Annotated in this window: 20 protein-coding genes; 15 read left to right on the top strand and 5 right to left on the bottom strand. The window is 58.5% G+C overall.

Annotation, left to right across the window (positions count from 1 at the left end; translation table 11 throughout):
* Positions 1–59 precede the first annotated feature (59 nt).
* Together IB212_RS17035 and IB212_RS17030 are read left to right on the top strand one after the other, a co-directional pair.
* The gene (locus IB212_RS17035) at positions 60–698 is read left to right on the top strand and encodes a DUF1007 family protein (RefSeq protein ID WP_028014079.1); all 639 of its coding nucleotides are present in this window, start codon (positions 60–62) and stop codon (positions 696–698) included.
* Entirely contained in the window at positions 689–1681 is a 993-nt protein-coding gene (locus IB212_RS17030; RefSeq protein ID WP_041908699.1) for a nickel/cobalt transporter, read from the top strand. The genes IB212_RS17035 and IB212_RS17030 overlap by 10 nt, the downstream gene beginning before the upstream one ends.
* Positions 1682–1686: 5 nt before the next feature.
* On the opposite strand, the gene suhB is transcribed toward IB212_RS17030, so the two are convergent.
* The gene (gene suhB / locus IB212_RS17025) at positions 1687–2490 is read right to left on the bottom strand and encodes an inositol-1-monophosphatase (protein WP_028014077.1); all 804 of its coding nucleotides are present in this window, start codon (positions 2488–2490) and stop codon (positions 1687–1689) included.
* 132 nt (positions 2491–2622) lie between these two features.
* Between suhB and trmJ the strand changes: the two genes are divergently transcribed.
* The 11 genes from trmJ (at position 2623) to sseB (ending at position 11345) form a co-directional block, all read left to right on the top strand.
* Positions 2623–3348 carry a tRNA (cytosine(32)/uridine(32)-2'-O)-methyltransferase TrmJ gene (gene trmJ, locus IB212_RS17020; protein ID WP_028014076.1) on the top strand — a complete coding sequence of 242 codons (726 nt, stop codon included), beginning with the start codon at positions 2623–2625 and terminating at the stop codon, positions 3346–3348.
* A gap of 216 nt (positions 3349–3564) precedes the next feature.
* Positions 3565–4056, top strand: coding sequence for a Fe-S cluster assembly transcriptional regulator IscR (gene iscR, locus IB212_RS17015; protein ID WP_008502158.1), 492 nt, complete (start codon positions 3565–3567; stop codon positions 4054–4056).
* A gap of 117 nt (positions 4057–4173) precedes the next feature.
* Entirely contained in the window at positions 4174–5388 is a 1215-nt protein-coding gene (iscS, locus tag IB212_RS17010) for a cysteine desulfurase (protein ID WP_003860663.1), read from the top strand.
* Between the two features lie 24 nt (positions 5389–5412).
* Positions 5413–5799 (top strand): Fe-S cluster assembly scaffold IscU, encoded by a 387-nt coding sequence (iscU, locus tag IB212_RS17005; RefSeq protein WP_003860661.1) that lies wholly within the window; start codon positions 5413–5415, stop codon positions 5797–5799.
* Between the two features lie 13 nt (positions 5800–5812).
* Positions 5813–6136, top strand: coding sequence for an iron-sulfur cluster assembly protein IscA (gene iscA / locus IB212_RS17000; protein ID WP_003860659.1), 324 nt, complete (start codon positions 5813–5815; stop codon positions 6134–6136).
* Between the two features lie 76 nt (positions 6137–6212).
* A complete protein-coding gene (gene hscB / locus IB212_RS16995) occupies positions 6213–6728 on the top strand; it encodes a co-chaperone HscB (protein WP_045260178.1) in 516 nt (171 codons plus the stop codon).
* Between the two features lie 14 nt (positions 6729–6742).
* Positions 6743–8593, top strand: a complete 1851-nt coding sequence (gene hscA / locus IB212_RS16990) for a Fe-S protein assembly chaperone HscA (RefSeq protein WP_047364172.1) — start codon at positions 6743–6745, stop codon at positions 8591–8593.
* A gap of 1 nt (position 8594) precedes the next feature.
* Positions 8595–8930, top strand: coding sequence for an ISC system 2Fe-2S type ferredoxin (gene fdx / locus IB212_RS16985; protein ID WP_003860652.1), 336 nt, complete (start codon positions 8595–8597; stop codon positions 8928–8930).
* 1 nt (position 8931) lies between these two features.
* On the top strand, positions 8932–9132 hold the full coding sequence (gene iscX, locus IB212_RS16980) for a Fe-S cluster assembly protein IscX (protein WP_003860650.1): 201 nt from the start codon (positions 8932–8934) through the stop codon (positions 9130–9132).
* A 53-nt stretch (positions 9133–9185) separates the two neighbouring features.
* A complete protein-coding gene (pepB, locus tag IB212_RS16975; RefSeq protein ID WP_060572542.1) occupies positions 9186–10472 on the top strand; it encodes an aminopeptidase PepB in 1287 nt (428 codons plus the stop codon).
* Between the two features lie 96 nt (positions 10473–10568).
* A complete protein-coding gene (gene sseB / locus IB212_RS16970) occupies positions 10569–11345 on the top strand; it encodes an enhanced serine sensitivity protein SseB (protein WP_032648693.1) in 777 nt (258 codons plus the stop codon).
* A gap of 17 nt (positions 11346–11362) precedes the next feature.
* On the opposite strand, the gene IB212_RS16965 is transcribed toward sseB, so the two are convergent.
* The 4 genes from IB212_RS16965 to IB212_RS16950 all read right to left on the bottom strand — a co-directional run bounded on the left by IB212_RS16965 (position 11363) and on the right by IB212_RS16950 (position 15993).
* Entirely contained in the window at positions 11363–12133 is a 771-nt protein-coding gene (locus tag IB212_RS16965; protein WP_028014071.1) for a MurR/RpiR family transcriptional regulator, read from the bottom strand.
* Entirely contained in the window at positions 12133–12978 is an 846-nt protein-coding gene (sseA, locus tag IB212_RS16960; protein WP_041908710.1) for a 3-mercaptopyruvate sulfurtransferase, read from the bottom strand. The genes IB212_RS16965 and sseA overlap by 1 nt, the downstream gene beginning before the upstream one ends.
* A 90-nt stretch (positions 12979–13068) precedes the next feature.
* The gene (locus tag IB212_RS16955; protein ID WP_041908712.1) at positions 13069–14436 is read right to left on the bottom strand and encodes a 6-phospho-alpha-glucosidase; all 1368 of its coding nucleotides are present in this window, start codon (positions 14434–14436) and stop codon (positions 13069–13071) included.
* Positions 14437–14448: 12 nt separating this feature from the next.
* The gene (locus IB212_RS16950; protein ID WP_041908714.1) at positions 14449–15993 is read right to left on the bottom strand and encodes a PTS transporter subunit EIIC; all 1545 of its coding nucleotides are present in this window, start codon (positions 15991–15993) and stop codon (positions 14449–14451) included.
* Between the two features lie 287 nt (positions 15994–16280).
* Between IB212_RS16950 and IB212_RS16945 the strand changes: the two genes are divergently transcribed.
* The gene (locus IB212_RS16945) at positions 16281–21233 is read left to right on the top strand and encodes an alpha-2-macroglobulin (RefSeq protein WP_041908716.1); all 4953 of its coding nucleotides are present in this window, start codon (positions 16281–16283) and stop codon (positions 21231–21233) included.
* Position 21234: 1 nt separating this feature from the next.
* Complete coding sequence (gene pbpC / locus IB212_RS16940) at positions 21235–23562, top strand: peptidoglycan glycosyltransferase PbpC (RefSeq protein ID WP_041908718.1); 2328 nt, start codon at positions 21235–21237, stop codon at positions 23560–23562.
* Positions 23563–23571 lie beyond the last annotated feature (9 nt).

Raw genomic sequence — 23571 nt, 5'->3', positions numbered from 1 at the left:
GCAGGCCTTTCACTCAGGATTGCTGGGGAACATCACAGAATTTTTGACGTGAGGAATTGATGCAGACAGTTAAACAAAATGCGATGGCGTTATTTTTGGCGGTTATCACCTTTACCGCCAGCGCACATCCTCACAGTTTTATCAGCCTGAAAACCGAGCTGGTCACCGACGGCACGCAGCTGAGCGGCCTGAAAATGCGCTGGACGATGGATGAAATCACCTCGGCGGATCTGCTTTATGATGCGGGTAACGCGAAGCCCGGCGACGAAATCTGGAAAAAGCTGGCGGCAGAAGTGATGGCCAACGTGCTCGGGCAGCACTACTTCACCGAGTTCTGGCATAACGGACAAAAGGTGAAGTTCCTCAATCGCCCGACAGAATACGGCATGTCCCGCGACGGACATCAGGCGGTGCTGACGTTCGTGCTCCCACTGGCGCATCCGCAGCCGCTGGCAGGACAAACCTATACGTTTTCCACTTTTGACCCAACGTACTACGTCGATATGAGCTACGCCGAGGACAGCGACGTGCAGCTTCCTGCGTCGTTGCAAAAAACCTGCAACATTACGGTTCACACCCCGAAGCCCAGCGAAGAGACGCTGAATTTTGCTGTCTCTCTTGATAAAGAGGATGCCCCACCGGAGGACATGGAACTGGGTAAACAGTTTGCGCAGAAGGTAACGTTACAATGTCAGTGATCTCCTCTCCGGTACGAAAGCCGCGCCGCTGGCTGCACCTCTGGCCGCTGGCGCTTTTTCTACTGCTCACCGTTTGCGGTTCGCTCTGGCTGTGGCAGGCCTGGCCGCAGGTGATGATGAAAAGCATCATCTGGCAGCGTGAGGTCAACCAGCAGATGAGCGGGCTGCTGAAGGCGGTGGCGGAGAACCCGACCAAAGCGGGCGGTTCTCTGCTGGCGTTCAGCTTTATCTATGGCGTGCTGCACGCGCTGGGGCCGGGGCACGGCAAAATCGTCATCACCACCTGGCTTGCCACCCATCCGTCGAAGCTGAAATCAAGCATTGGCCTGACGCTGGCCTCTTCGCTGCTTCAGGGGGGCGTGGCGATTGCGCTGGTGGTGGTTGTGCTTTCGCTATTACAGCTTCCCGCGCGCCAGCTGCACCTGAGCAGCTTCTGGCTGGAGAAGGGCAGCTATGCGCTGGTCGGCGTGCTGGGGCTGATCCTCTGCTGGCGGGCGCTGAAAAAGCTGCGCGCGCTGCTGCAAAAGCCCAAATTCAAAACCTTTACGCCGCACCACGTTCATGATGAACACTGCGGATGCGGGCATCAGCATCTGCCGACGCAGGAACAATTACAGAGCGGTGACGACTGGCGCGCGCGGCTGATGATAGTTCTCTCTATGGGGATGCGCCCGTGCTCGGGGGCAATCATGGTGCTGCTGTTCAGTAAAGTGATTGGCGTGTTCGGCTGGGGCATGCTCTCGGCGCTGGCGATGGCGGCAGGAACCTCTCTCACCATTTCGTCTTTGGCGTTGCTGGTTCACAGCTTCCGTCAGCTTGCGGTAAAACTCAGCGGCAATAAAACGCCGGTACTGTGGCGGCAGGTAGGATGGACAACGCTCGCGCTGGCGGGGGGAGTGATTCTGCTGGTGGCGGCGGTAACGATGTGGATGAGCGCGGCGCCGTTTAGCACCCTCTCCCCTTTGGGGAGAGGGCTGAGATGAGGAGATTAACGCTTCAGCGCATCGCTCAGCTCGTCACGCATGTTGGCCAGCATGGCTTTAACAACGCGTGGGTTACCCGCAACGATGTTGCCGGTGGTCATGTAGTTGTGGCCGCCGGTGAAGTCGCAAACAATCGCGCCTGCTTCACGTGCGATCAGCTCGCCCGCAGCGAAGTCCCACGGCTTCAGTGACAGTTCGAAGTAACCGTCAACGCGGCCGGTTGCCACGTAGGCCAGATCCAGCGCAGCAGAGCCGGTGCGACGGAAGTCCGCGCATTCGGTGAACAGCTTGCCCAGGATATTCATATAGGTGGTTGCGTGCTGCTTCGCCTTGAATGGGAAGCCGGTCGCCAGGATGGTGCCGTCCAGGTCGCGTGCGTTGCTGCAGCGCAGACGGTAGCCGTTCAGCTGTGCGCCCTGACCGCGGGTCGCGGTGAACAGTTCGTTACGCATTGGATCGTAAACAACGGCGACTTCAGTACGGCCTTTAATGCGTACTGCGATTGACACAGAGAAGTGTGGCAGGCGTTTAACGAAGTTGGTGGTGCCATCCAGTGGATCGATAACCCATTGAACATCCTGATCGGTACCTTCATGTTCACCGCTTTCTTCGGTGATGATGGTGTGCTGCGGGTAAGATTTGCGGATCGTTTCGATAATAATCGCTTCTGCGGCTTTATCGACGTTAGTCACGAAATCATTGCTGCCTTTCTGGCTGGTTTCTACGGAGTCTGGCGTTTCGTAGTGTTTGGCAATTACATTACCCGCCTTGCGCGCTGCGCGCACGGCGATGGTCAGCATCGGATGCATCGGTCTCTCTCACTGGATGTTAAAGAACAGGAAAATCGGCGCAGAGTATAGCAGCGGGATCGGATTATGTCTCCCGTTTATGATAATATGCCCGAATATTCTTCAGACACTGAACCCAGACATCTAAAAATTATGCTGCAAAACATTCGAATCGTGCTGGTCGAAACATCGCACACCGGCAACATGGGCTCCGTTGCCCGCGCTATGAAAACCATGGGCTTAACGAACCTGTGGCTGGTTAATCCGCTGGTGAAACCAGACTCTCAGGCTATCGCCCTGGCGGCCGGGGCCAGCGACGTGATCGGCAACGCGCAGATCGTTGATACCCTCGACGAAGCGCTGGCCGGCTGCAGCCTCGTTGTCGGCACCAGCGCGCGTTCACGCACGCTGCCGTGGCCGATGCTGGATCCGCGCGAATGCGGCCTGAAAAGCGTCTCAGAAGCAGAGCAGGCACCGGTTGCGCTGGTGTTTGGCCGCGAGCGCGTTGGTCTGACCAACGACGAACTGCAGAAGTGCCACTACCACGTGGCAATTGCCGCCAACCCGGAATACAGCTCGCTGAACCTGGCAATGGCGGTGCAGGTAATCGCCTACGAAGTGCGCATGGCGTGGCTGGCGACGCAGGAGAAGCAGGCAGAACCGAAAGAAGAGACGGCCTACCCGCTGGTGGACGACCTTGAGCGTTTCTACGGTCACCTGGAGCAGACGCTGCTCGCTACCGGCTTCATCCGTGAAGGCCACCCTGGCCAGGTAATGAACAAGCTGCGCCGCATGTTTACCCGCGCGCGTCCGGAAAGCCAGGAGCTGAACATCCTGCGCGGAATCCTGGCGTCGATTGAACAGAAGAATAAAGAGTAGTGCCGATTTCCCCCTCTCCCCGTGGGAGAGGGTTGGGGTGAGGGCATCAGGCCGCACCTATATTATGAAGGCACAGAAGGTTAAATACCTGACTAAAACAGTCAAGTAAATAGTTGACCATTTTAGTCAGGAATGTCAGACTTGGCCCTGCTATGCAATACCCCCATTTTACAATAAAAAACCCCGGGCAGGGGCGAGTTTGAGGTTAAGTAAGACATGAGACTGACATCTAAAGGGCGTTATGCCGTGACCGCGATGCTGGACGTTGCGCTCAACTCCGAAGCGGGCCCGGTTCCGTTGGCTGATATTTCTGAACGACAAGGGATCTCCCTCTCTTACCTGGAACAGCTGTTCTCCAGACTGCGTAAAAATGGACTGGTGTCCAGCGTTCGTGGCCCGGGCGGCGGTTATCTGCTGGGTAAAGACGCGGGCAGTATTGCGGTTGGCGAAGTGATTAGCGCGGTGGATGAATCCGTTGACGCAACCCGTTGCCAGGGTAAAGGCGGCTGCCAGGGCGGCGATAAGTGCCTGACCCACGCGCTGTGGCGCGATCTGAGCGACCGTCTGACCGGCTTCCTGAACAACATCACCCTCGGTGAACTGGTCAATAACCAGGAAGTTCTGGACGTATCAGGTCGTCAGCACAGCCATGATTCACAACGCAGCACCCGCGCGCAGGACGCTATCGACGTCAAATTACGCGCGTAATAAAACGATAAGTATTTCAGAATCAGGCCGGGGTGGTCACACCCCGCGTACTCGGTCGTACATCCAGCCGGTTGCCTGATTCCTTGCATTGAAGCGATGTACGGAGTTTATAGAGCAATGAAATTACCGATTTATCTCGACTACTCCGCAACCACGCCGGTGGACCCGCGTGTTGCCGAGAAAATGATGCAGTGTCTGACCCTGGACGGAAACTTTGGTAACCCAGCTTCCCGTTCACACCGTTTTGGCTGGCATGCTGAAGAGGCGGTGGATATCGCCCGTAATCAGATTGCTGACCTGGTGGGTGCCGACCCGCGTGAGATTGTTTTCACCTCCGGTGCGACCGAATCCGACAACCTGGCGATCAAAGGTGCAGCCAACTTTTATCAGAAAAAAGGCAAGCACATCATCACCAGCAAAACCGAACACAAAGCCGTGCTGGACACCTGCCGCCAGCTGGAGCGTGAAGGTTTCGAAGTGACCTATCTGGCGCCGCAGAGCAACGGTATTATTGACCTGAAAGAGCTCGAAGCGGCGATGCGTGACGACACCATCCTGGTCTCCATCATGCACGTTAATAACGAAATCGGCGTCGTTCAGGACATCGCCACCATCGGCGAAATGTGCCGCGCGCGCGGTATCATCTACCACGTGGACGCGACCCAGAGCGTGGGCAAACTGCCTATCGACCTGAGCCAGCTGAAAGTAGACCTGATGTCCTTCTCCGGCCACAAAATCTATGGCCCGAAAGGGATCGGCGCGCTGTACGTTCGTCGTAAGCCACGTATCCGCATCGAAGCACAGATGCACGGCGGCGGTCACGAGCGCGGCATGCGTTCCGGTACGCTGCCTGTTCACCAGATCGTGGGCATGGGCGAAGCGTACCGCATTGCGAAAGAAGAGATGGAAACCGAGATGGCGCGCCTGCGCACGCTGCGTAACCGTCTGTGGGACGGCGTGAAAGATATGGAAGAAGTGTATCTGAACGGCGATCTCGAGCAGGGCGCGCCGAACATCCTCAACGTCAGCTTCAACTATGTTGAAGGCGAATCGCTGATCATGGCGCTGAAAGACCTGGCCGTTTCTTCCGGTTCTGCCTGTACGTCTGCAAGCCTGGAGCCATCCTACGTGCTGCGCGCGCTGGGTATGACTGACGAGCTGGCACACAGCTCTATCCGTTTCTCTTTAGGTCGTTTCACTACCGAAGAAGAGATTGACTACACCATCAAGCTGGTTCGTAACTCCATTGGCCGTCTGCGCGACCTTTCTCCACTGTGGGAAATGTTCAAGCAGGGCGTGGATCTGAACAGCATTGAATGGTCACATCACTAATCGGTATATAAGGAGAATTCAATCATGGCATACAGCGAAAAAGTTATCGATCATTACGAGAACCCGCGCAACGTTGGCTCTTTTGACAACAGCGATGAATCTGTCGGTAGCGGCATGGTTGGTGCGCCGGCGTGTGGCGACGTAATGAAGTTGCAGATTAAAGTCAACAATGAAGGTATCATTGAAGACGCGCGCTTCAAGACCTACGGCTGCGGTTCTGCAATTGCGTCCAGCTCCCTGGTCACCGAGTGGGTGAAGGGCAAGTCTCTGGACGAAGCACAGGCAATTAAGAACACGGATATTGCTGAAGAACTCGAACTGCCGCCGGTGAAAATTCACTGTTCAATTCTGGCAGAAGACGCGATCAAAGCCGCCATTGCGGATTACAAAAGCAAACGTGAAGCAAAATAATTGAGGTTTGAGTATGTCGATTACCCTTAGCGACAGCGCTGCCGCGCGAGTAAGCTCTTTTCTGGCGAACCGTGGTAAAGGCTTTGGCCTGCGACTGGGCGTACGTACCTCCGGCTGTTCTGGTATGGCTTACGTACTGGAGTTTGTTGACGAGCCGGCGTCTGATGACACCGTGTTTGAAGACAAGGGCGTGAAGGTGGTGGTCGATGGCAAAAGCCTGCAATTTCTCAACGGCACTCAGCTGGACTTCGTAAAAGAAGGCCTGAACGAAGGGTTCAAATTCACGAACCCGAACGTCAAAGACGAGTGTGGTTGCGGCGAAAGCTTCCACGTTTAACCGCGCGTCATCCGAAACCCCACCGTGGCTTTGCTGCGCGTGGGGTTTGTTCTAACAGGCTACCCCTGAGATTGTTATGGATTACTTCACTCTCTTCGGACTACCCGCTCAATACCCGATCGATCTTCAGGCGCTGACGGTCCGTTTTCAGGATCTGCAGCGTCAGTATCATCCGGATAAATTCGCCAGCGGGACGCAGGCAGAGCAGCTGGCTGCGGTATCGCACTCCGCGACCATCAACCAGGCCTGGCAGACGCTGCGCCATCCGCTGGCGCGTGCAGAATATCTGCTCTCGCTCCACGGCTTCGATCTGGCGAGCGAACAGCACACCGTGCGCGACACCGCGTTTCTGATGGAACAGCTAGAGCTGCGCGAAGAGCTGGATGAGATTGAACAGGCCAAAGACGAAGCGCGTTTGGAACGTTTTATCACGCGCGTGAAGGGCATGTTCGATACCCGCCATCAGCAGATGGTGGAGCAACTGAACAACGAGACCTGGGACGTGGCGGCAGACACTGTGCGCAAACTCCGTTTTCTCGATAAACTGCGAAGCAGCGCTGAACAACTCGAAGAAAAGCTGCTCGATTTTTAATTTCGGAAGCAATTATGGCCTTATTACAAATTAGTGAGCCTGGCTTAAGCGCCGCACCGCACCAGCGTCGTCTGGCGGTCGGTATTGACCTGGGCACCACCAATTCCCTCGTGGCGACCGTGCGCAGCGGCCAGGCGGAAACGCTGGCCGACGAGCAGGGCCGCCATCTGCTGCCTTCCGTGGTCCACTACCAGCAGCAGGGTCACGCGGTCGGCTATGACGCCCGCGCCAACGCCGCGCGCGATCCGGCCAACACCATCAGCTCCGTAAAGCGCATGATGGGCCGCTCGCTGGCCGATATCCAGACCCGCTACCCGCACCTGCCGTATCAGCTGCAGGCCAGTGAAAACGGTCTGCCGATGATTGCCACGGCGGCCGGCCTGCTGAACCCAATTCGCGTGTCTGCTGACATCCTCAAAGCGCTGGCGGCGCGCGCGACGGCGACGCTCGGCGGCGATCTGGACGGCGTAGTGATCACCGTTCCGGCCTATTTTGACGACGCACAGCGTCAGGGCACCAAAGACGCCGCGCGTCTGGCGGGCCTGCACGTGCTGCGCCTGCTGAACGAACCGACGGCGGCGGCGATTGCCTACGGCCTCGACTCCGGTCAGGAAGGGGTGATTGCGGTTTACGACCTCGGCGGCGGTACCTTTGATATTTCTATCCTGCGCCTGAGCCGCGGCGTGTTTGAAGTGCTGGCGACCGGCGGGGATTCCGCGCTCGGCGGCGATGATTTCGACCATCTGCTGGCGGACTACTTCCGCGAGCAGGCGGGCATCAGCGATCGCAGCGATGCGCGCGTTCAGCGCGAACTGCTGGATGCGGCCATCGACGCCAAAATTGCGCTGAGCGATGCGCAGTCGGTCAGTGTTAATGTCGCAGGCTGGCAGGGTGAAATCACCCGCGACCAGTTCAGCGAGCTGATTGCGCCTCTGGTTAAACGCACCCTGCTGGCCTGCCGTCGCGCATTGAAGGATGCGGGCGTGGAGGCTGACGAGGTGCTGGAAGTGGTCATGGTGGGCGGCTCAACGCGCGTGCCGCTGGTGCGCGAGCGCGTGGGCGAATTCTTTGGCCGCACGCCGCTGACCTCCATCGACCCGGACAAAGTGGTTGCCGTCGGCGCCGCTATCCAGGCCGATATTCTGGTTGGCAACAAGCCGGACAGTGAAATGCTGCTGCTGGACGTCATCCCGCTGTCTCTCGGTTTAGAAACCATGGGCGGCCTGGTGGAGAAAGTGATCCCGCGTAACACCACCATTCCGGTGGCGCGTGCGCAGGAGTTCACCACCTTCAAAGACGGCCAGACCGCGATGTCCATCCACGTGATGCAGGGCGAGCGCGAACTGGTGCAGGACTGCCGCTCTCTGGCGCGCTTTGCGCTGCGCGGCATCCCGGCGCTGCCAGCTGGCGGGGCGCATATTCGCGTGACCTTCCAGGTAGATGCGGACGGCCTGCTGAGCGTCACGGCGATGGAAAAATCAACCGGCGTGGAGTCGTCCATCCAGGTGAAGCCGTCCTACGGCCTGACCGATGGCGAAATCGCCTCCATGATCCAGGATTCAATGAGCTACGCCGAGCAGGATGTGAAGGCGCGTATGCTGGCTGAGCAGAAAGTTGAAGCCGCACGCGTGCTGGAAAGTCTGAACGGGGCGCTCGCTGCCGATGCCGCGCTGTTAAGCGCCGCCGAGCGTCAGGTGATTGACGAGGCTGCCGCGCGCTTACGCGCAGTCGCCGAAGGCAATGACGCTGACGCAATAGAAGAAGCCATTAAAAACGTTGATAAACAAACCCAGGACTTCGCTGCTCGCCGCATGGACAAATCTGTCCGCGTCGCGCTGAAAGGCCAGTCCGTGGACGAGGTTTAATATGCCAAAGATTGTTATTTTGCCTCATGCGGACCTCTGTCCGGATGGCGCTGTTCTGGAAGCGAAGACCGGTGAAACCATTCTCGATGTTGCCCTGCGTGCAGGTATCGAAGTGGAACACGCCTGTGAAAAATCCTGTGCCTGCACCACCTGCCACTGCATCGTGCGTGAAGGTTTCGACTCTCTCGCCGAGAGCACCGAAGACGAAGACGACATGCTGGATAAAGCATGGGGTCTGGAGCCAGACAGCCGCCTGAGCTGCCAGGCCGCGGTGACCGATGAAGATCTGGTCGTGGAATTCCCACGCTACACCATCAACCACGCACGCGAGCATTAATATGGGACTGAAGTGGACAGACAGCCGTGAAATCGGCGAAGCGCTCTACGACGCGAACCCGGATCTCGATCCCAAAACCGTACGATTCACCGACATGCACCAGTGGATCTGCGATTTAGAGGATTTCGACGACGATCCAAACGCATCCAATGAAAAAATTCTGGAGGCGATTCTGTTAGTCTGGTTAGATGAAGCAGAGTAAATCACTTAACGGGCTGCCTTCAGGCGGCCCGTTTGCTAATAAGGATAAATAAAATGACCGAAGCGATGAAGATTACGCTCTCTACGCAGCCCGCCGACGCGCGCTGGGGCGAGAAAGCCAGCTACAGCATCAACAACGACGGTATCACCCTGCACCTGACGGGCAAAGATGATTTAGGTCTGATCCAGCGCGCCGCGCGTAAAATTGACGGCCTGGGCATTAAGCATGTCTCGCTGGAAGGCGAAGGTTGGGATACTGACCGCAGCTGGGCGTTCTGGGCGGGCTACAAAGGCCCGAAAGGCACCCGCAAAATTGAGTGGGCGAACCTCAACGAAGCCGGTCAAAAAGAGCTGGAAAGCCGCCTGAAAATTATCGACTGGGTGCGCGACACCATTAACGCCCCGGCGGAGGAGTTAGGCCCTGAGCAACTGGCGCAGCGTGCGGTTGACCTGCTGTGCGGCGTGGCGGGGGATAACATGTCCTACCGCATCACCAAAGGTGAAGATCTGCGCGAGCAGAACTACATGGGCATTCATACCGTGGGCCGTGGCTCCGAACGTCCTCCGGTCCTGCTGGCGCTGGATTACAACCCAACCGGCGATAAAGAAGCGCCTGTCTTTGCCTGCCTGGTCGGTAAAGGTATCACCTTCGACACCGGCGGCTACAGCCTGAAGCAGAGCGCATTCATGGATTCCATGAAGTCCGACATGGGCGGCGCGGCAACCATCACCGGCGCGCTGGCATTCGCCATCACCCGCGGTCTGAACAAGCGCGTGAAGCTCTACCTGTGCTGCGCGGACAACATGGTGAGCGGCAACGCCTTCAAGCTGGGCGACATCATTCGCTACCGCAACGGTAAAAATGTCGAAGTGATGAACACCGATGCCGAAGGCCGTCTGGTGCTGGCCGATGGCCTGATCGACGCCTCTGCCCAGAAGCCAGAGCTGATTATCGACATGGCGACCCTGACCGGCGCGGCGAAAACCGCTCTGGGCAACGACTACCACGCGCTGTTCAGCTTTGACGACAAGCTGGCCGCTCGCCTGCTGGCAAGCGCGGCTGCGGAAAACGAACCGTTCTGGCGTCTGCCGCTGGCCGAGTTCCACCGCAGCCAGCTGCCGTCTAACTTTGCCGAGCTGAATAACACCGCGAGCGCGGCGTACCCGGCGGGGGCAAGTACCGCAGCAGGCTTCCTGTCGCACTTCGTTGAGAACTATCACGAAGGCTGGCTGCACATCGACTGCTCCGCAACCTACCGTAAGGCGGCAGTTGAGCAGTGGTCCGCGGGTGCGACCGGTCTGGGCGTGCGTACCGTGGCGAACCTGCTGACGGCTGAGTGATCTTTTTTGCCCGGCGGCGCTGCGCTTGCACGGGCCTGTGGTTTTGTAGGCCGGGTAAGCAAAGCGCCACCCGGCGTTTATTGAAGTAGCCAAACTATGTCAGATACCAAAAACGAATTAGAAACCCTGCTGGAACAGGCGGCGACCGAGCCCGCCCACCGTCCGGCATTTTTCCGCACGCTGCTGGAATCCACCGTCTGGGTACCGGGCACCGCGGCGGAAGGTGAGCAGGTTGTCGAAGACAGCGCGCTGGATCTGCTGCACTGGGAGAAAGATGACGGCACGTCGGTTATCCCGTTCTTCACTTCATTGGAAGCGTTGCAGGAAGCGGTAGAAGATGAACAGGCGTTCGTGGTGATGCCGGTGCGCACGCTGTTCGAAATGACGCTGGGCCAGACGCTGTTCCTTAACGCTAAGCTGCCAACCGGGAAAGAGTTCACCCCGCGCGAGATCAGCCACCTGATTGGTGAAGAGGGCAATCCGCTCAGCACGCAGGAAGTGCTGGAAGGGGGCGAAACGCTGCTGCTATCTGAGGTGGCCGAGCCGCCTGCGCAGATGATCGATTCCCTGACGACGCTGTTCAAAACGCTCAAGCCCGTCAGGCGCGCGTTTCTCTGCTCCATTAAAGAGCGCGCGGACGAAAAGCCGGTGCTGTTGATCGGTATTGAAGCCGATGGCGATTTCGACGAGATCGTTCAGGCGGCGGGAAGCGTGGCCACCGACACGCTGCCGGGCGATGAGCCGATCGATATCTGTCAGGTGAAAAACGGTGAGAAGGGCATCAGCCATTTTATTACCGAGCACATCACGCCGTTCTATGAGCGTCGCTGGGGCGGCTTCCTGCGCGATCTCAAGACCAACCGCATCATCTGATTACGGCGGGGTGAATGTCACCCCGTTGCCTCCAGCAGCAGTAAATCCATCAGCAGCACCAGATTCGACTCAAAGGACGTCACGCCCGCGGCTTCGGCAGCGAAGTGCACCGCCTCGTCATACAGCGCAAAGTGCACGTCCGCCATGCCCGCCAGCGTATTGGCCGAGGCGCGGGTAAAGGCGACGACCGTCATGCCGACGTTTTTGGCAATCCGCGCCTTATCCAGCACCTGTTCCGTTTCGCCGCTGCGGGAGACGGCAATAAATACCTGATAACGCGCAGCGTTGCTGAGAAAAATGTTTCGGCTGTCCCCCGGCCCGGAGATGAACGCCGTTTTGCCCAACACCTGCAGCTTCTTGGTCAGGTATTCGGCAAAGAGATAGGAAAACCCGGCCCCGTAGAGAAAAAAGCTCTCTTTCTGCCGCAGCAGGTCGGCGAACTGCTGGCGCTTCTCCTGCGTGATCCACTGGAAGGTGTGCTGATAGTTAGCGATAAACTGATTAAACAGCGCCGGGAGCTCAGGAAGGGATTGCGCCTGAGCGGCAATATGCGGCGTGTCGGAGAGCAACTGCTTGCAGTGCCAGATAAACTCACTAAAGCCGCTAAACCCCAGCTTCTGACACAGCCGCATAATGGTGGCGGTAGAAACAAACGTCGCCTGCGCCAGTTCGCGCACCGTGATGTTGCCCACCAGCAGCGGATGCTCCGTCAGGTGGGCGAGGACGCGATACTCCGCGCGGGTCAGGGACGCCCCGCGCGTTAACAGCGTGGCCAGGCGGTTATCCATTATTTCGCCGGTTCAACTGGCAGATCGTCACGCGCCCCCCATTCGCTCCAGGCGCCGTCGTAGAGCGTAACGTCGTTGACGCCGAGGGTGGCGAGCGCCAGGATCACCACGCAGGCCGTCACGCCGGAGCCGCAGCTGGCAATAATCGGGCGATGTAAATTCACGCCCGCGCGGTCAAAAATGGCACGCAGCTCGTCGGTAGTTTTCAGCTCGCCCTCAAACACCAGGTCGCCCCACGGCACGTTCAGCGCACCTGGAATATGGCCTCGTCTCAGCCCTGGACGTGGTTCATCCGCTTCAGCGTTAAAGCGTGGTGCAGGGCGCGCATCGACGATTTGTGCCGTCTTTTCATGGCTCGCGACCAGTACGTCGGTCAGGCGCTTCACCACGTTAGCGTCGAACGTCGCGTCGAACTCGCCTTCCGGCAGCGTCACGTCGCCCTGCTGGAGCGGCAGCTCGTCACGCTTCCAGCCCGCCAGACCGCCCGCCAGAATCGAGACTTTTTCCACGCCAAACTGTTTCAGCATCCACCATGCGCGCGGCGCGGAGAACAGATTGCCTTCATCGTAAACAACAAGATGTTTGTCTTTGCTGACGCCCAGCTCGCGCATCGCCACGGAAAACGCTTCCGGGCGCGGCAGCATGTGCGGCAGGGGAGAGGTATGATCGGAGAGGGCTTCGATATCAAAAAATACCGCGCCAGGCAGATGCCCTGCGCGGTATTCACCGGGAACGTCACGATGTTCCTGGCCCGGCGGGGCCATACGCGCGTCAATAATCTGGACATCCGGATCGTCGCCGTGCTCAATCAGCCAGTCGGCGGCGACAAAATATGAGGTGGACATGGGTTGCCTCCATTCTTTTCCGTAAAAAAGGATTGTCGGTGTTTTTTCTGACACCGACAAGCAAACCACGTTCAACTCGCGAGCAAGCCCCTATTTTTTCACCGTTTCGCCGTCCTGCCAGGCTTTTTGCAGCGCAGGCCAGTAGTCGCGGTTGGCTTCTATCATTTCATCCAGAATCGCTTTTGCGTGCTCCATGGTGGGCACGGTGCGGTTGAGGGTGAACGCCTGAAGCGCTTTCTCATAGCTGCCTTCGATGGTCGCCTCTACGAGCAGCTGTTCAGACGCCAGCTGCTGTTGCAGCAGGGTCTGGTGGAACAGCGGTACCAGCCCCACGCGCACAGGCTCCGGCCCTTCGGAGGTGATATAGGCGGGTACTTCCACCACCGCATCATAAGGCAGGTTGGTAATCGCCCCGCGGTTCTCCACCATTACCAGATGGCGTTGGCGCAGGTTAAAGGCCAGCGAGCAGGCGACATCGACGATAAACTCGCCGTGAACGCCCACGTGGAAGGCATCCGGTAAAATCCCGGTGCGCTTGTACTCTTCAGCAGCAGCAAAAAGTTTTTTCTCACGCCCGTTCATCACTTCATTGGCGCGGGTATAGTCCGGGTTCTGATGCTCCACAATCTGGTTCGGCATCAGGTAGTACTGCAGGTACGGGTTCGGCAGGTACTCAGGGAAGTTATCCATAATCGGCTTGATGTTGCGCCAGGTTTTAACCCACGAAGGATCCGAGTGCTGCGGATCGGTTTTTGCGGCATCTTCCGTCAGCAGGCCAAACTTCGCGATATGTTTACGCAGCTCCGGTAATTTGTCCTCGCCGTCCACCAGCACGCGGGTAAACCAGCCGAAGTGGTTCAGGCCAAAGTAGTCCACCTCCAGTTTGCGACGATCGACACCCAGAATGGCTCCCATATTACGCATCGCCGCGACCGGCATATCGCAGATGTTCAGCACGCGAGCATTTGGTCGCAGGCGTCGCACGCCCTCCGCGACGATCGCCGCCGGGTTGGAGTAGTTCACGATCCAGGCTTTCTCATGCGCGTAACGATCCACCAGATCGATAAGCTCGACCATTGGCAGGATCGTGCGCAGTCCGTAGGCCAGCCCGCCGGGGCCGCAGGTCTCCTGGCCGACGACGCCGTGACGCAGCGGGATCTTCTCATCCTGCTCGCGCATTTTGTACTGGCCGACGCGCATCTGGGCGAAAACGAAATGCGCGCCGCTGAAGGCCACTTCCGGGTCACTGGTGACGGTAAATTTGATGCTCTGGCTGTGGTCGCGAATCACTTTCTCAACCACCGGCGCAATGGTGTTCTGACGCGCCTCGTCAATGTCATAGAGGCGGATTTCGGCCAGCGGGAAATCCTGCAGGCGCACCATCAGGCTTTTCACAATTCCCGGCGTGTAAGTGCTGCCGCCGCCGGCAATCGACAGAATGAATGGGGGTGTAAACATCTTTAGCTCCTTTCAGAGAAACGTCTCAACGGCTTCTCGCATTTTTTTGACGTGCAGCCCGTAGACCACCTGAACGTTGTTACCTTGTTTGATAACCCCTTTCGCGCCGGTCGCCTTCAGGCGCGGCTCGTCGATGATGGCAACATCCTTCACCGTGACGCGTAAGCGGGTGTAGCAGTTATCCACAACCTCAATATTTTCCCGGCCGCCCAGGCCCACCACGATGGACTCGCCCAGCCCGTCGTTATTGCCTTTCGCCTGGTACTCCTGCTTGCTGTAGAGGCGTGTCTCCTGATCTTCATCCTCACGGCCCGGCGTTTTCATGTTGAAACGCAGGATCAGGAAGCGGAACACCACGAAGTAGAGGGCAAACATGATCAGCCCAACCACGATGTACATCGGCCAGTTGGATTTCTCGGTGCCGAGCGGCAGGTTGTAGAGAATGAAATCGATAATCCCGTTGGCGCCGATGGCATGAACGCCCAGCAGCGAGAACAGCATCATGCCAATACCGGTCAGGACCGCATGCACCACGAACAGCAGCGGGGCGACGAACAGGAAGGAGAATTCAATCGGTTCGGTCACGCCGACCAGCAGCGAGGTCAGCGCCGCCGGGATCAGAATGGCTTTCGCAACGGCTTTACGCTCCGGCTTCGCGGTCATGTACATCGCCAGCGCGGCGGCGGGCAGGCCGAACATCTTGCTGATGCCGCGCGCGTCCCACACTACCGTGCTGCTGAGCTGCTTCACGTCCGGGCAGGCCATCTCGGCGAAGTAGATATTGCGCGCCCCCTGATAAGCCGTGCCGCACACCTCCTGCGTGCCCCCCAGTTCGGTATACAGGAACGGCGTATAAACCAGATGGTGCAGGCCGGTCGGCACCAGAATGCGCTCAAGGAAACCGTAGATCGCCACCCCGAACGGGCCGGAGCCTTTAATTGCCAGCGCCAGGGCGCTAATGCCGTGCTGGGCAAACGGCCAGAGTTCGCTCATTACCACGCCGAGCAGCATAGAGACGGGCAACATGACAATCGCCACAAAACAGTGGCCGGAGTAAATCGCCATCGCGCCGTTAAACTGTACGCCGGAGTATTTGTTATACAGGTAACCGGAGAGCGCCCCGGTCAGGATCCCGGCGAAAACGCCCATCTCCAGCACCTGAACGCCCAGCACCATGCTTTGCCCCGCAGCTTTCATCTGCTCAGCGGGGGCCAGCTCGCCCTGCAGCTGCAGCGTCACGTTCATGGCGTTGATAAACACCACGAAAGTCACCAGACCAATCAGCGCCGCGTAGCCTTTATCGCGCGTCGCCAGACCAATCGGGATCCCGACGGCAAACACCAGCGCCAGGTTGACCAGCACCGACACGGCAGATTTGGCGATCAGCTGGCCGATACTCTGGATAAGCGGATGACCAAGGAACGGCAGGTATTCGGCCAGGTTACCGTTGCCCAGCACATTGCCAAAGGCGATAAACAGACCGACAATCGGTAAGATAAGTACCGGTCCGTATAATGATTTTCCGAAATTTTGTAGGGCGTTCACGGCTCGTTTCATGGCTTTCTCTCTTTTTGAACCGCGCACTCGGGGTGCGTCATGGTCATAAAACTAGCAGGCTCTGAGCGAACATATCCAGCTATCTTCTTGTTTTAAAAACAAATGACGTAAAAGGTAACATGTGACGTTATGCGTTGTGATCGCGGTTCCATCCCGGTGTAGCGGCGTGATGCCATTCTGCGAGGCGCTTTCCAGATTCTTAAATTGGACTTTTTGTATTAACGAAACTTGCGGATAATACTTATCCGGACGACGACCAACAGGCCCCCTCAGGCCAGGGACACAGGATGAAACCGTTTCGCTTAGCCGCGATCTCTCTCGCGCTGCTCACCACCTTTACGCTTGTCGGCTGTGATAACAGCGACGATAAACCTCAGGCTGCGGCTCCCGCAGCATCCACCGCATCAACACCGAAAGCCGCGGAAAAGCCCGACGCTGAAAAGCTGGCTAAAATGGCCGCCCAGAGTCAGGGAAAAGCGCTGACTCTGCTTGATGCGTCTGAGGTGCAACTGGACGGCGCCGCTACGCTGGTGCTGACCTTCTCTGTCCCGCTGGATCCGGAACAGGATTTCGCGAAGACGGTTCACGTCGTGGATAAGAAAAGCGGCAAAGTTGACGGGGCGTGGGAACTTGCGCCTAACCTGAAAGAGCTGCGCCTGCGCCATCTGGAGCCAAACCGTAATCTGGTTATCACCGTGGATCGTGGCCTGGTGGCGCTGAACAAAGCGACCTTTGGCATTGATTATGAAAAAGCCCTGACCACGCGAGATATAGAGCCGTCGGTCGGTTTCGCCAGCCGCGGCTCGCTGCTGCCGGGCAAAGTGGTGGAAGGGCTGCCGGTGATGGCGCTTAACGTCAACAATGTGGACGTCAATTTCTACCGCGTGAAGCCGGAATCGCTGGCCTCGTTTGTCAGCCAGTGGGAGTACCGCAACTCGCTGACCAACTGGGAATCTGACAATCTGCTGAAGATGGCGGAACTGGTCTATACCGGTCGTTTTGACCTCAACCCGGCGCGCAACACGCGTGAAAAACTGCTCCTGCCGCTTAAAGATATCAAGCCGCTTCAGCAGTCCGGCGTTTATATCGCCGTCATGAACCAGGCAGGGCACTACAACTACAGCAATGCCGCAACGCTCTTTACCCTGAGCGATATCGGTTTGTCTGCTCACCGCTATCATAACCGGCTGGACATTTTCACCCAGAGCCTGGAAAACGGTGCGGCGCAGTCCGGCGTCACCGTCACGCTGCTGAATGACAAAGGTCAGACGCTCGCCGAAGCCAGCAGCGACGCCGACGGCCATGCGAAGCTTGAAACAGACAAAGAAGCCGCGCTGATCCTCGCCAGCAAAGACGGCCAGACTACGCTGCTCGATCTCAAGCTCCCAGCGCTCGACCTGGCAGAGTTTGACATCGCCGGTAGCCCCGGCTTCAGCAAGCAATTCTTTATGTTTGGCCCACGCGATCTTTATCGTCCGGGTGAAACGGTTATTCTTAACGGCCTGCTGCGCGACAGCGACGGAAAACCGCTTCCCGATCAGCCCGTGAAGCTTGACGTGCTGCGCCCGGACGGCCAGGTGGCACGCACGATCGTTGTTCAGCCTGAGAACGGCCTCTACCGCTTCAACTACCCGCTGGATAGCGGCGCGCAGACCGGCATGTGGCATATTCGCGCCAATACGGGCGATAACCAGCAGCGCCTGTGGGATTTCCACGTCGAAGATTTTATGCCCGAGCGTATGGCGCTCAATCTGACGGGACAAAAAGCACCGGTTTCCCCACAGGATGAGGTGGACTTCAACATCGTGGGCTATTACCTGTATGGCGCTCCGGCCAACGGCAATTCTCTTCAGGGCCAGCTTTTCCTGCGTCCGCTGCGTGAGGCCGTTGCTGCGCTGCCCGGCTTCCAGTTTGGTGATATTGCGGAAGAAAACCTGAGCCGCAGTCTGGATGAAGTGCAGCTTACGCTGGATGAGCAGGGGCACGGGCAGGTCACCATCGAAAGCCAGTGGAAAGAGGTACACTCTCCTCTGCAGCTGATCCTGCAGGCGAGCCTGCTGGAATCAGGCGGTCGTCCGGTGACGCGCCGCGCGGAGCAGGCTATCTGGCCGGCGGCGCAACTGCCGGGTATCCGTCCGCAGTTCGCCAGTAAGGCGGTCTACGACTACCGTACCGATACCACCGTCAACCAACCGATCGTCGACGAGAACGGTAACGCCAACTTTGACATCGTCTATGCCGATGCCAGCGGCGCGAAAAAAGCGGTATCCGGTTTGCAGGTACGCCTGATCCGTGAACGCCGCGACTATTTCTGGAACTGGTCCGAGAGCGAAGGCTGGCAGTCTCAGTTTGATCAAAAAGATCTGATTGAGGGCGAGCAGGAGCTTAGCCTTAAGGCCGATGAAACCGGCAAAGTCACCTTCCCGGTGGAGTGGGGCTCATACCGTCTGGAAGTGAAAGCGCCTGATGATGTGGTCAGCAGCGTGCGCTTCTGGGCAGGTTACAGCTGGCAGGATAACAGCGACGGCACGGGTGCGGCGCGCCCTGACCGCGTGACCCTGAAACTGGATAAACCGGCCTATCAGCCAGGCGATACCATCCAGCTGCACATTGCAGCGCCAGCCGCAGGCAAGGGCTATGCGATGATCGAGTCCAGCGAAGGGCCGCTGTGGTGGAAAGAGATCGACGTACCGGCAAACGGGCTCGATCTTTCCATTCCGGTGGATAAAGCCTGGAAACGTCACGATCTCTATCTCAGTACGCTGGTGGTGCGTCCTGGCGATAAATCCAAATCCGCTACGCCGAAGCGCGCGGTTGGTCTGCTGCATCTGCCGATGGGCGACGAAAATCGCCGCCTGAACATTGCGCTGGATAACCCGCAAAAAATGCGTCCAAACCAGACGCTCTCTGTGAAGGTGAAGGCCAGCGTGAAAGAGGGGGCGGTTCCGCAGAAAGTGAACGTGCTGGTGTCGGCGGTGGACAGCGGCGTGCTGAACATTACCGATTACGTTACGCCAGATCCATGGCAAGCCTTCTTCGGCCAGAAGCGTTACGGCGCGGATATCTATGATATCTACGGCCAGGTCATTGAAGGGCAGGGCCGCATGGCCGCGCTGCGTTTCGGTGGTGACGGCGATGAACTCAAGCGCGGCGGTAAACCGCCGGTGAACCACGTCACCATTATTGCCCAACAGGCTCAGCCGGTTACGCTGGATGCCAACGGAGAAGGCACCGTTACGCTGCCGATTGGTGATTTCAACGGCGAACTGCGTCTGATGGCGCAGGCGTGGACGGAAGATGATTTCGGCAGTAGCGAAAGCAAGGTTGTGGTGGCCGCGCCGGTTATTACCGAGCTTAATACTCCGCGCTTCCTGGCAAGTGGAGATACCTCACGGCTGACGCTGGATCTCACTAACCTGACCGACAAACCGCAATCGCTGAACGTCGCCCTGAGCGCGGCAGGCAAACTGTCACTGGAAGGCGCGCAGCCTCAGCCTGTCCAGCTCCCACCGGGGGCGCGCAGCACGCTGTTTATTCCGGTGCGCGCACTGGACGGTTATGGTGACGGTGAAGTGGTCGCGCAGGTGACCGGCCTGCAGCTTCCGGGCGAAACCTTCGCACCGCAGCAGAAAAGCTGGAAAATTGGCGTACGTCCGGCATTCCCGGCGCAGACGGTCAATACCGGTGCCATGCTGAACCCCGGCGAGTCCTGGACCGCACCGGCGCAGCACAGCAACGGTTTCTCTCCTGCCACCCTGCAGGGGCAACTGCTGCTGAGCGGCAAACCACCGCTCAACCTGGCGCGCTATATTCGTGAACTGCAGGCGTATCCGTATGGCTGCCTGGAGCAGACCACCAGCGGCCTGTTCCCGTCACTCTATACCAACGCCGCGCAGCTTACCGCGCTTGGTATAAAAGGAGATACCGATGACCAGCGCCGTGCTGCCATTGATATTGGGATCTCCCGTCTGCTGCAGATGCAGCGTGATGATGGCGGTTTTGCTTTGTGGGATAAAAACGGCCCGGAAGAGTACTGGCTGACCGCCTATGTGACTGACTTCCTGGTGCGCGCGGGCGAGCAGGGTTATAGCGTACCTGCCGATGCGGTGAACAACGCCAACAACCGACTGCTGCGCTATCTGCAGGATCCGGGCATGATGTCTATCCGCTACAGCGACGACACCCAGGCCAGCAAATTTGCCGTGCAGGCGTATGCCTCGCTGGTGCTGGCGCGTCAGCAAAAAGCCCCGCTGGGCGCGCTGCGTGAAATCTGGGATCGCCACGCTCAGGCCGCCTCCGGGCTGCCGCTGATGCAGCTGGGTATGGCGCTCAAACTGATGGGCGACGCGCCGCGCAGCCAGCAGGCGCTGGATCTGGCGCTCAAAACGCCGCGCAACGACAGCAAAACATGGATGGCCGATTACGGCAGCCCGCTTCGCGATAACGCGCTGATGCTCTCCCTTCTGGAGGAGTATAAATTGCTGCCGGATGCGCAAAATACGCTGCTGATTGCTCTTTCTGAACAGGCATTCAGCCAGCGCTGGCTATCCACCCAGGAGAGCAATGCGCTGTTCCTGGCCGGACGTTCGCTGCAAACCCTGTCAGGCGCATGGCAGGCGAAAACCTCCCTGTCTGATACCGCATCAGGCGGCGATAAGGCGCAGGTACAAAACGTAAGCGGCGACCAGCTTGGTGCGCTTCAGGTAACCAATACCGGCACGGCACCGCTGTGGGTACGTCTGGACAGTACCGGCTATCCGGAATATGCGCCTCAGCCGAGTTCCAACGTGCTGCAGGTTGAACGTCATATCCTGGCAACCGATGGCAGCAGCAAATCGCTCTCTTCGCTGAAGAGCGGTGAGCTGGTGCTGGTCTGGCTTGAAGTGAAAGCCAGCCAGAACGTGCCGGATGCGCTGGTTGTGGATCTCCTCCCGGCTGGTCTGGAGCTGGAAAACCAGAACCTGGCGAGCAGCAGCGCAAGCCTGCAGGACAGCGGCAGCGAAGTGCAGAACCTGCTCAGCCAGATGCAGCAGGCGGACATTCAGCACATGGAGTTCCGCGACGACCGCTTTGTGGCCGCCGTGCCGGTAAACGAAGGTCAGCCGGTTACGCTGGTTTATCTGGCCCGTGCCGTAACGCCGGGCACCTACCAGGTGCCGGTTCCGATGGTGGAGTCTATGTACGTTCCGCAGTGGCGGGCAACGGGTGCGGCCAGCGGCCCGCTGATTGTTGTTCCGTAATATGTTGATAGCGCGTCTGACACGCTCCCGCTGGCTTTGGCTGGCGGGAGCGCTTCTCGTTTTAGGGGGGCTGATTGTCGCCGCCGACCGCCTGTGGCCGCTGCCTCTGAAAGAGGTTAACCCCGCACGAGTTGTGGTGGACGAGAAGGGCGCGCCGCTCTGGCGTTTTGCCGACAGCAAAGGCATCTGGCGCTACCCGGTGACCATTGAAGAGGTTTCTCCCCGTTATATTGAGGCTCTGATCCAGTACGAAGATCGCTGGTTCTGGGAGCATCCGGGCGTAAACCCGCTCTCTGTTCTGCGCGCCGCCTGGCAGGATCTCAGCTCCGGAAGAGTGGTTTCGGGAGGAAGCACGCTTACCATGCAGGTGGCACGCCTGCTGGATCCGCATCCGCGCACCTTTGGCGGCAAAATTCGCCAGCTCTGGCGGGCGATGCAGCTGGAATGGCACCTCTCTAAGCGTGACATTCTTACGCTCTATCTCAATCGTGCTCCGTTTGGCGGCACGCTGCAGGGCGTGGGAGCAGCAAGCTGGACCTACCTTGGGAAACCCCCGTCGCAGCTGAGCTACTCCGACGCGGCGTTGCTGGCGGTACTGCCGCAGGCACCCAGCCGTCTGCGCCCGGATCGCTGGCCCGAGCGGGCCGAAGCGGCACGCAACAAAGTGCTCGATCGCATGATGATTCAGGGCGTCTGGTCAGCAAAGCAGGTGAAGGAGTCCCGTGAAGAGCCGGTATGGCTGGCTCCCCGGCAGATGCCGCAGCTGGCGCCGCTCTTTGCACGCATGATGCTCGGCAAAAGCCGCGACACAAAGATTGTCACTACGCTGGATGCCGGACTGCAACGGCAGCTGGAAGAGCTGGCGATGAACTGGAAATCCCGCCTGCCGGCACGCAGTTCGCTGGCGATGATCGTGGTCGACCATACCGACATGAAGGTGCGCGGCTGGGTCGGCTCGGTGGATATCAATGATGACACGCGTTTCAGCCATGTGGATATGGTTAACGCGATCCGATCCCCGGGCTCGGTATTGAAACCGTTTATCTACGGTATGGCGCTGGATGATGGCCTGATCCATCCCGCCTCCTTGCTTCAGGACGTGCCCAGAAAAACCGGTGATTATCGCCCGGGAAATTTTGACAGCGGGTTCCACGGGCCGGTCAGCATGAGTGAAGCGCTGGTGCGCTCGCTCAACCTGCCAGCCGTCCAGGTGCTGGAAGCCTACGGTCCCAAACGGTTTGCCGGGATGCTGAGTAACGCAGGCCTGCCGCTGATCCTGCCTGCCGGAGCGCAGCCGAATCTGTCGCTAATCCTGGGGGGCGCAGGCGCGAGGCTGGCGAATATCGCCGCCGCGTACAGCGCCTTTGCAAGGCATGGCAAGGCGGGCCGGCTGCGCTTACAGCCGGGCGACCCGCTAACTGAACGCCCGCTGTTATCGCCAGGTTCGGCGTGGATTATTCGCCGTATTCTGGCGAATGAAGCGCAGCCGCTGCCGGACAGTGCACTGCCGCAAATTGCGCCGCTGGCGTGGAAAACGGGCACCAGCTATGGCTACCGCGATGCCTGGGCCATCGGTCTCAATGCCCGGTATGTAATAGGTATCTGGACAGGGCGACCTGACGGCACGCCGGTAGCGGGGCAGTTTGGTTTTGCCAGCGCGGTTCCGCTATTAAACCAGGTGAATAACCTGCTTCAGTCACGCTCGACAATAGACGAGGCCCGCCTGCCGCGCGATCCGCGCCCGGAAAGCGTTGGGCGGGGCGTGATCTGCTGGCCGGGCGGCCAGTCGCTGCCGGAAGGCAGTGAAAACTGTCGGCGTCGTCTTTCGACCTGGCTGCTCGAAGGGAGTGAACCACCCACGCTGCTGCTGCCGGAACAGGAAGGCATTCGCGGCATTCGTTTCCCGGTCTGGCTGGATAAAACGGGCAAGCGTGTGGCGGCAGATTGCCCTGATGCCACAGAAAAAGTTCTCGACGTCTGGCCGCTGCCGCTGGAGCCGTGGCTGCCCGCAGCGGAAAAAAGGGCTGCGCGTCTTCCTGCGAGATCGACGCTCTGCCCGCCGCTGGATAATAACAATGCAGCACCGCTTATGATTTCGGGTATCAGAGAGGGGGCTGTTATTAAGCGACTCCCTGGTGAAGGGAACGTGACGCTATCTGTTATTACGACTGGAGGAGAAGATGGGCGCTGGTGGTTTTTAAATGGAGAACCGTTAGAAGGCCGCAATAATACTCATTCATTAAAATTATATTTGCCTGGCGAATATCAATTACTTGTAATGGATGACTCAGGACAAACGGCGACAGTGAATTTTGAATTAGACCGTTAAGTGTTACCC

Source organism: Enterobacter sp. E12 (assembly GCF_014596715.2).
Classification (GTDB): Bacteria; Pseudomonadota; Gammaproteobacteria; order Enterobacterales; family Enterobacteriaceae; genus Enterobacter; species Enterobacter bugandensis.
The sequence above is the reverse complement of the archived record's forward strand: the minus strand, read 5'-3'. Positions and strand labels throughout refer to the sequence as shown.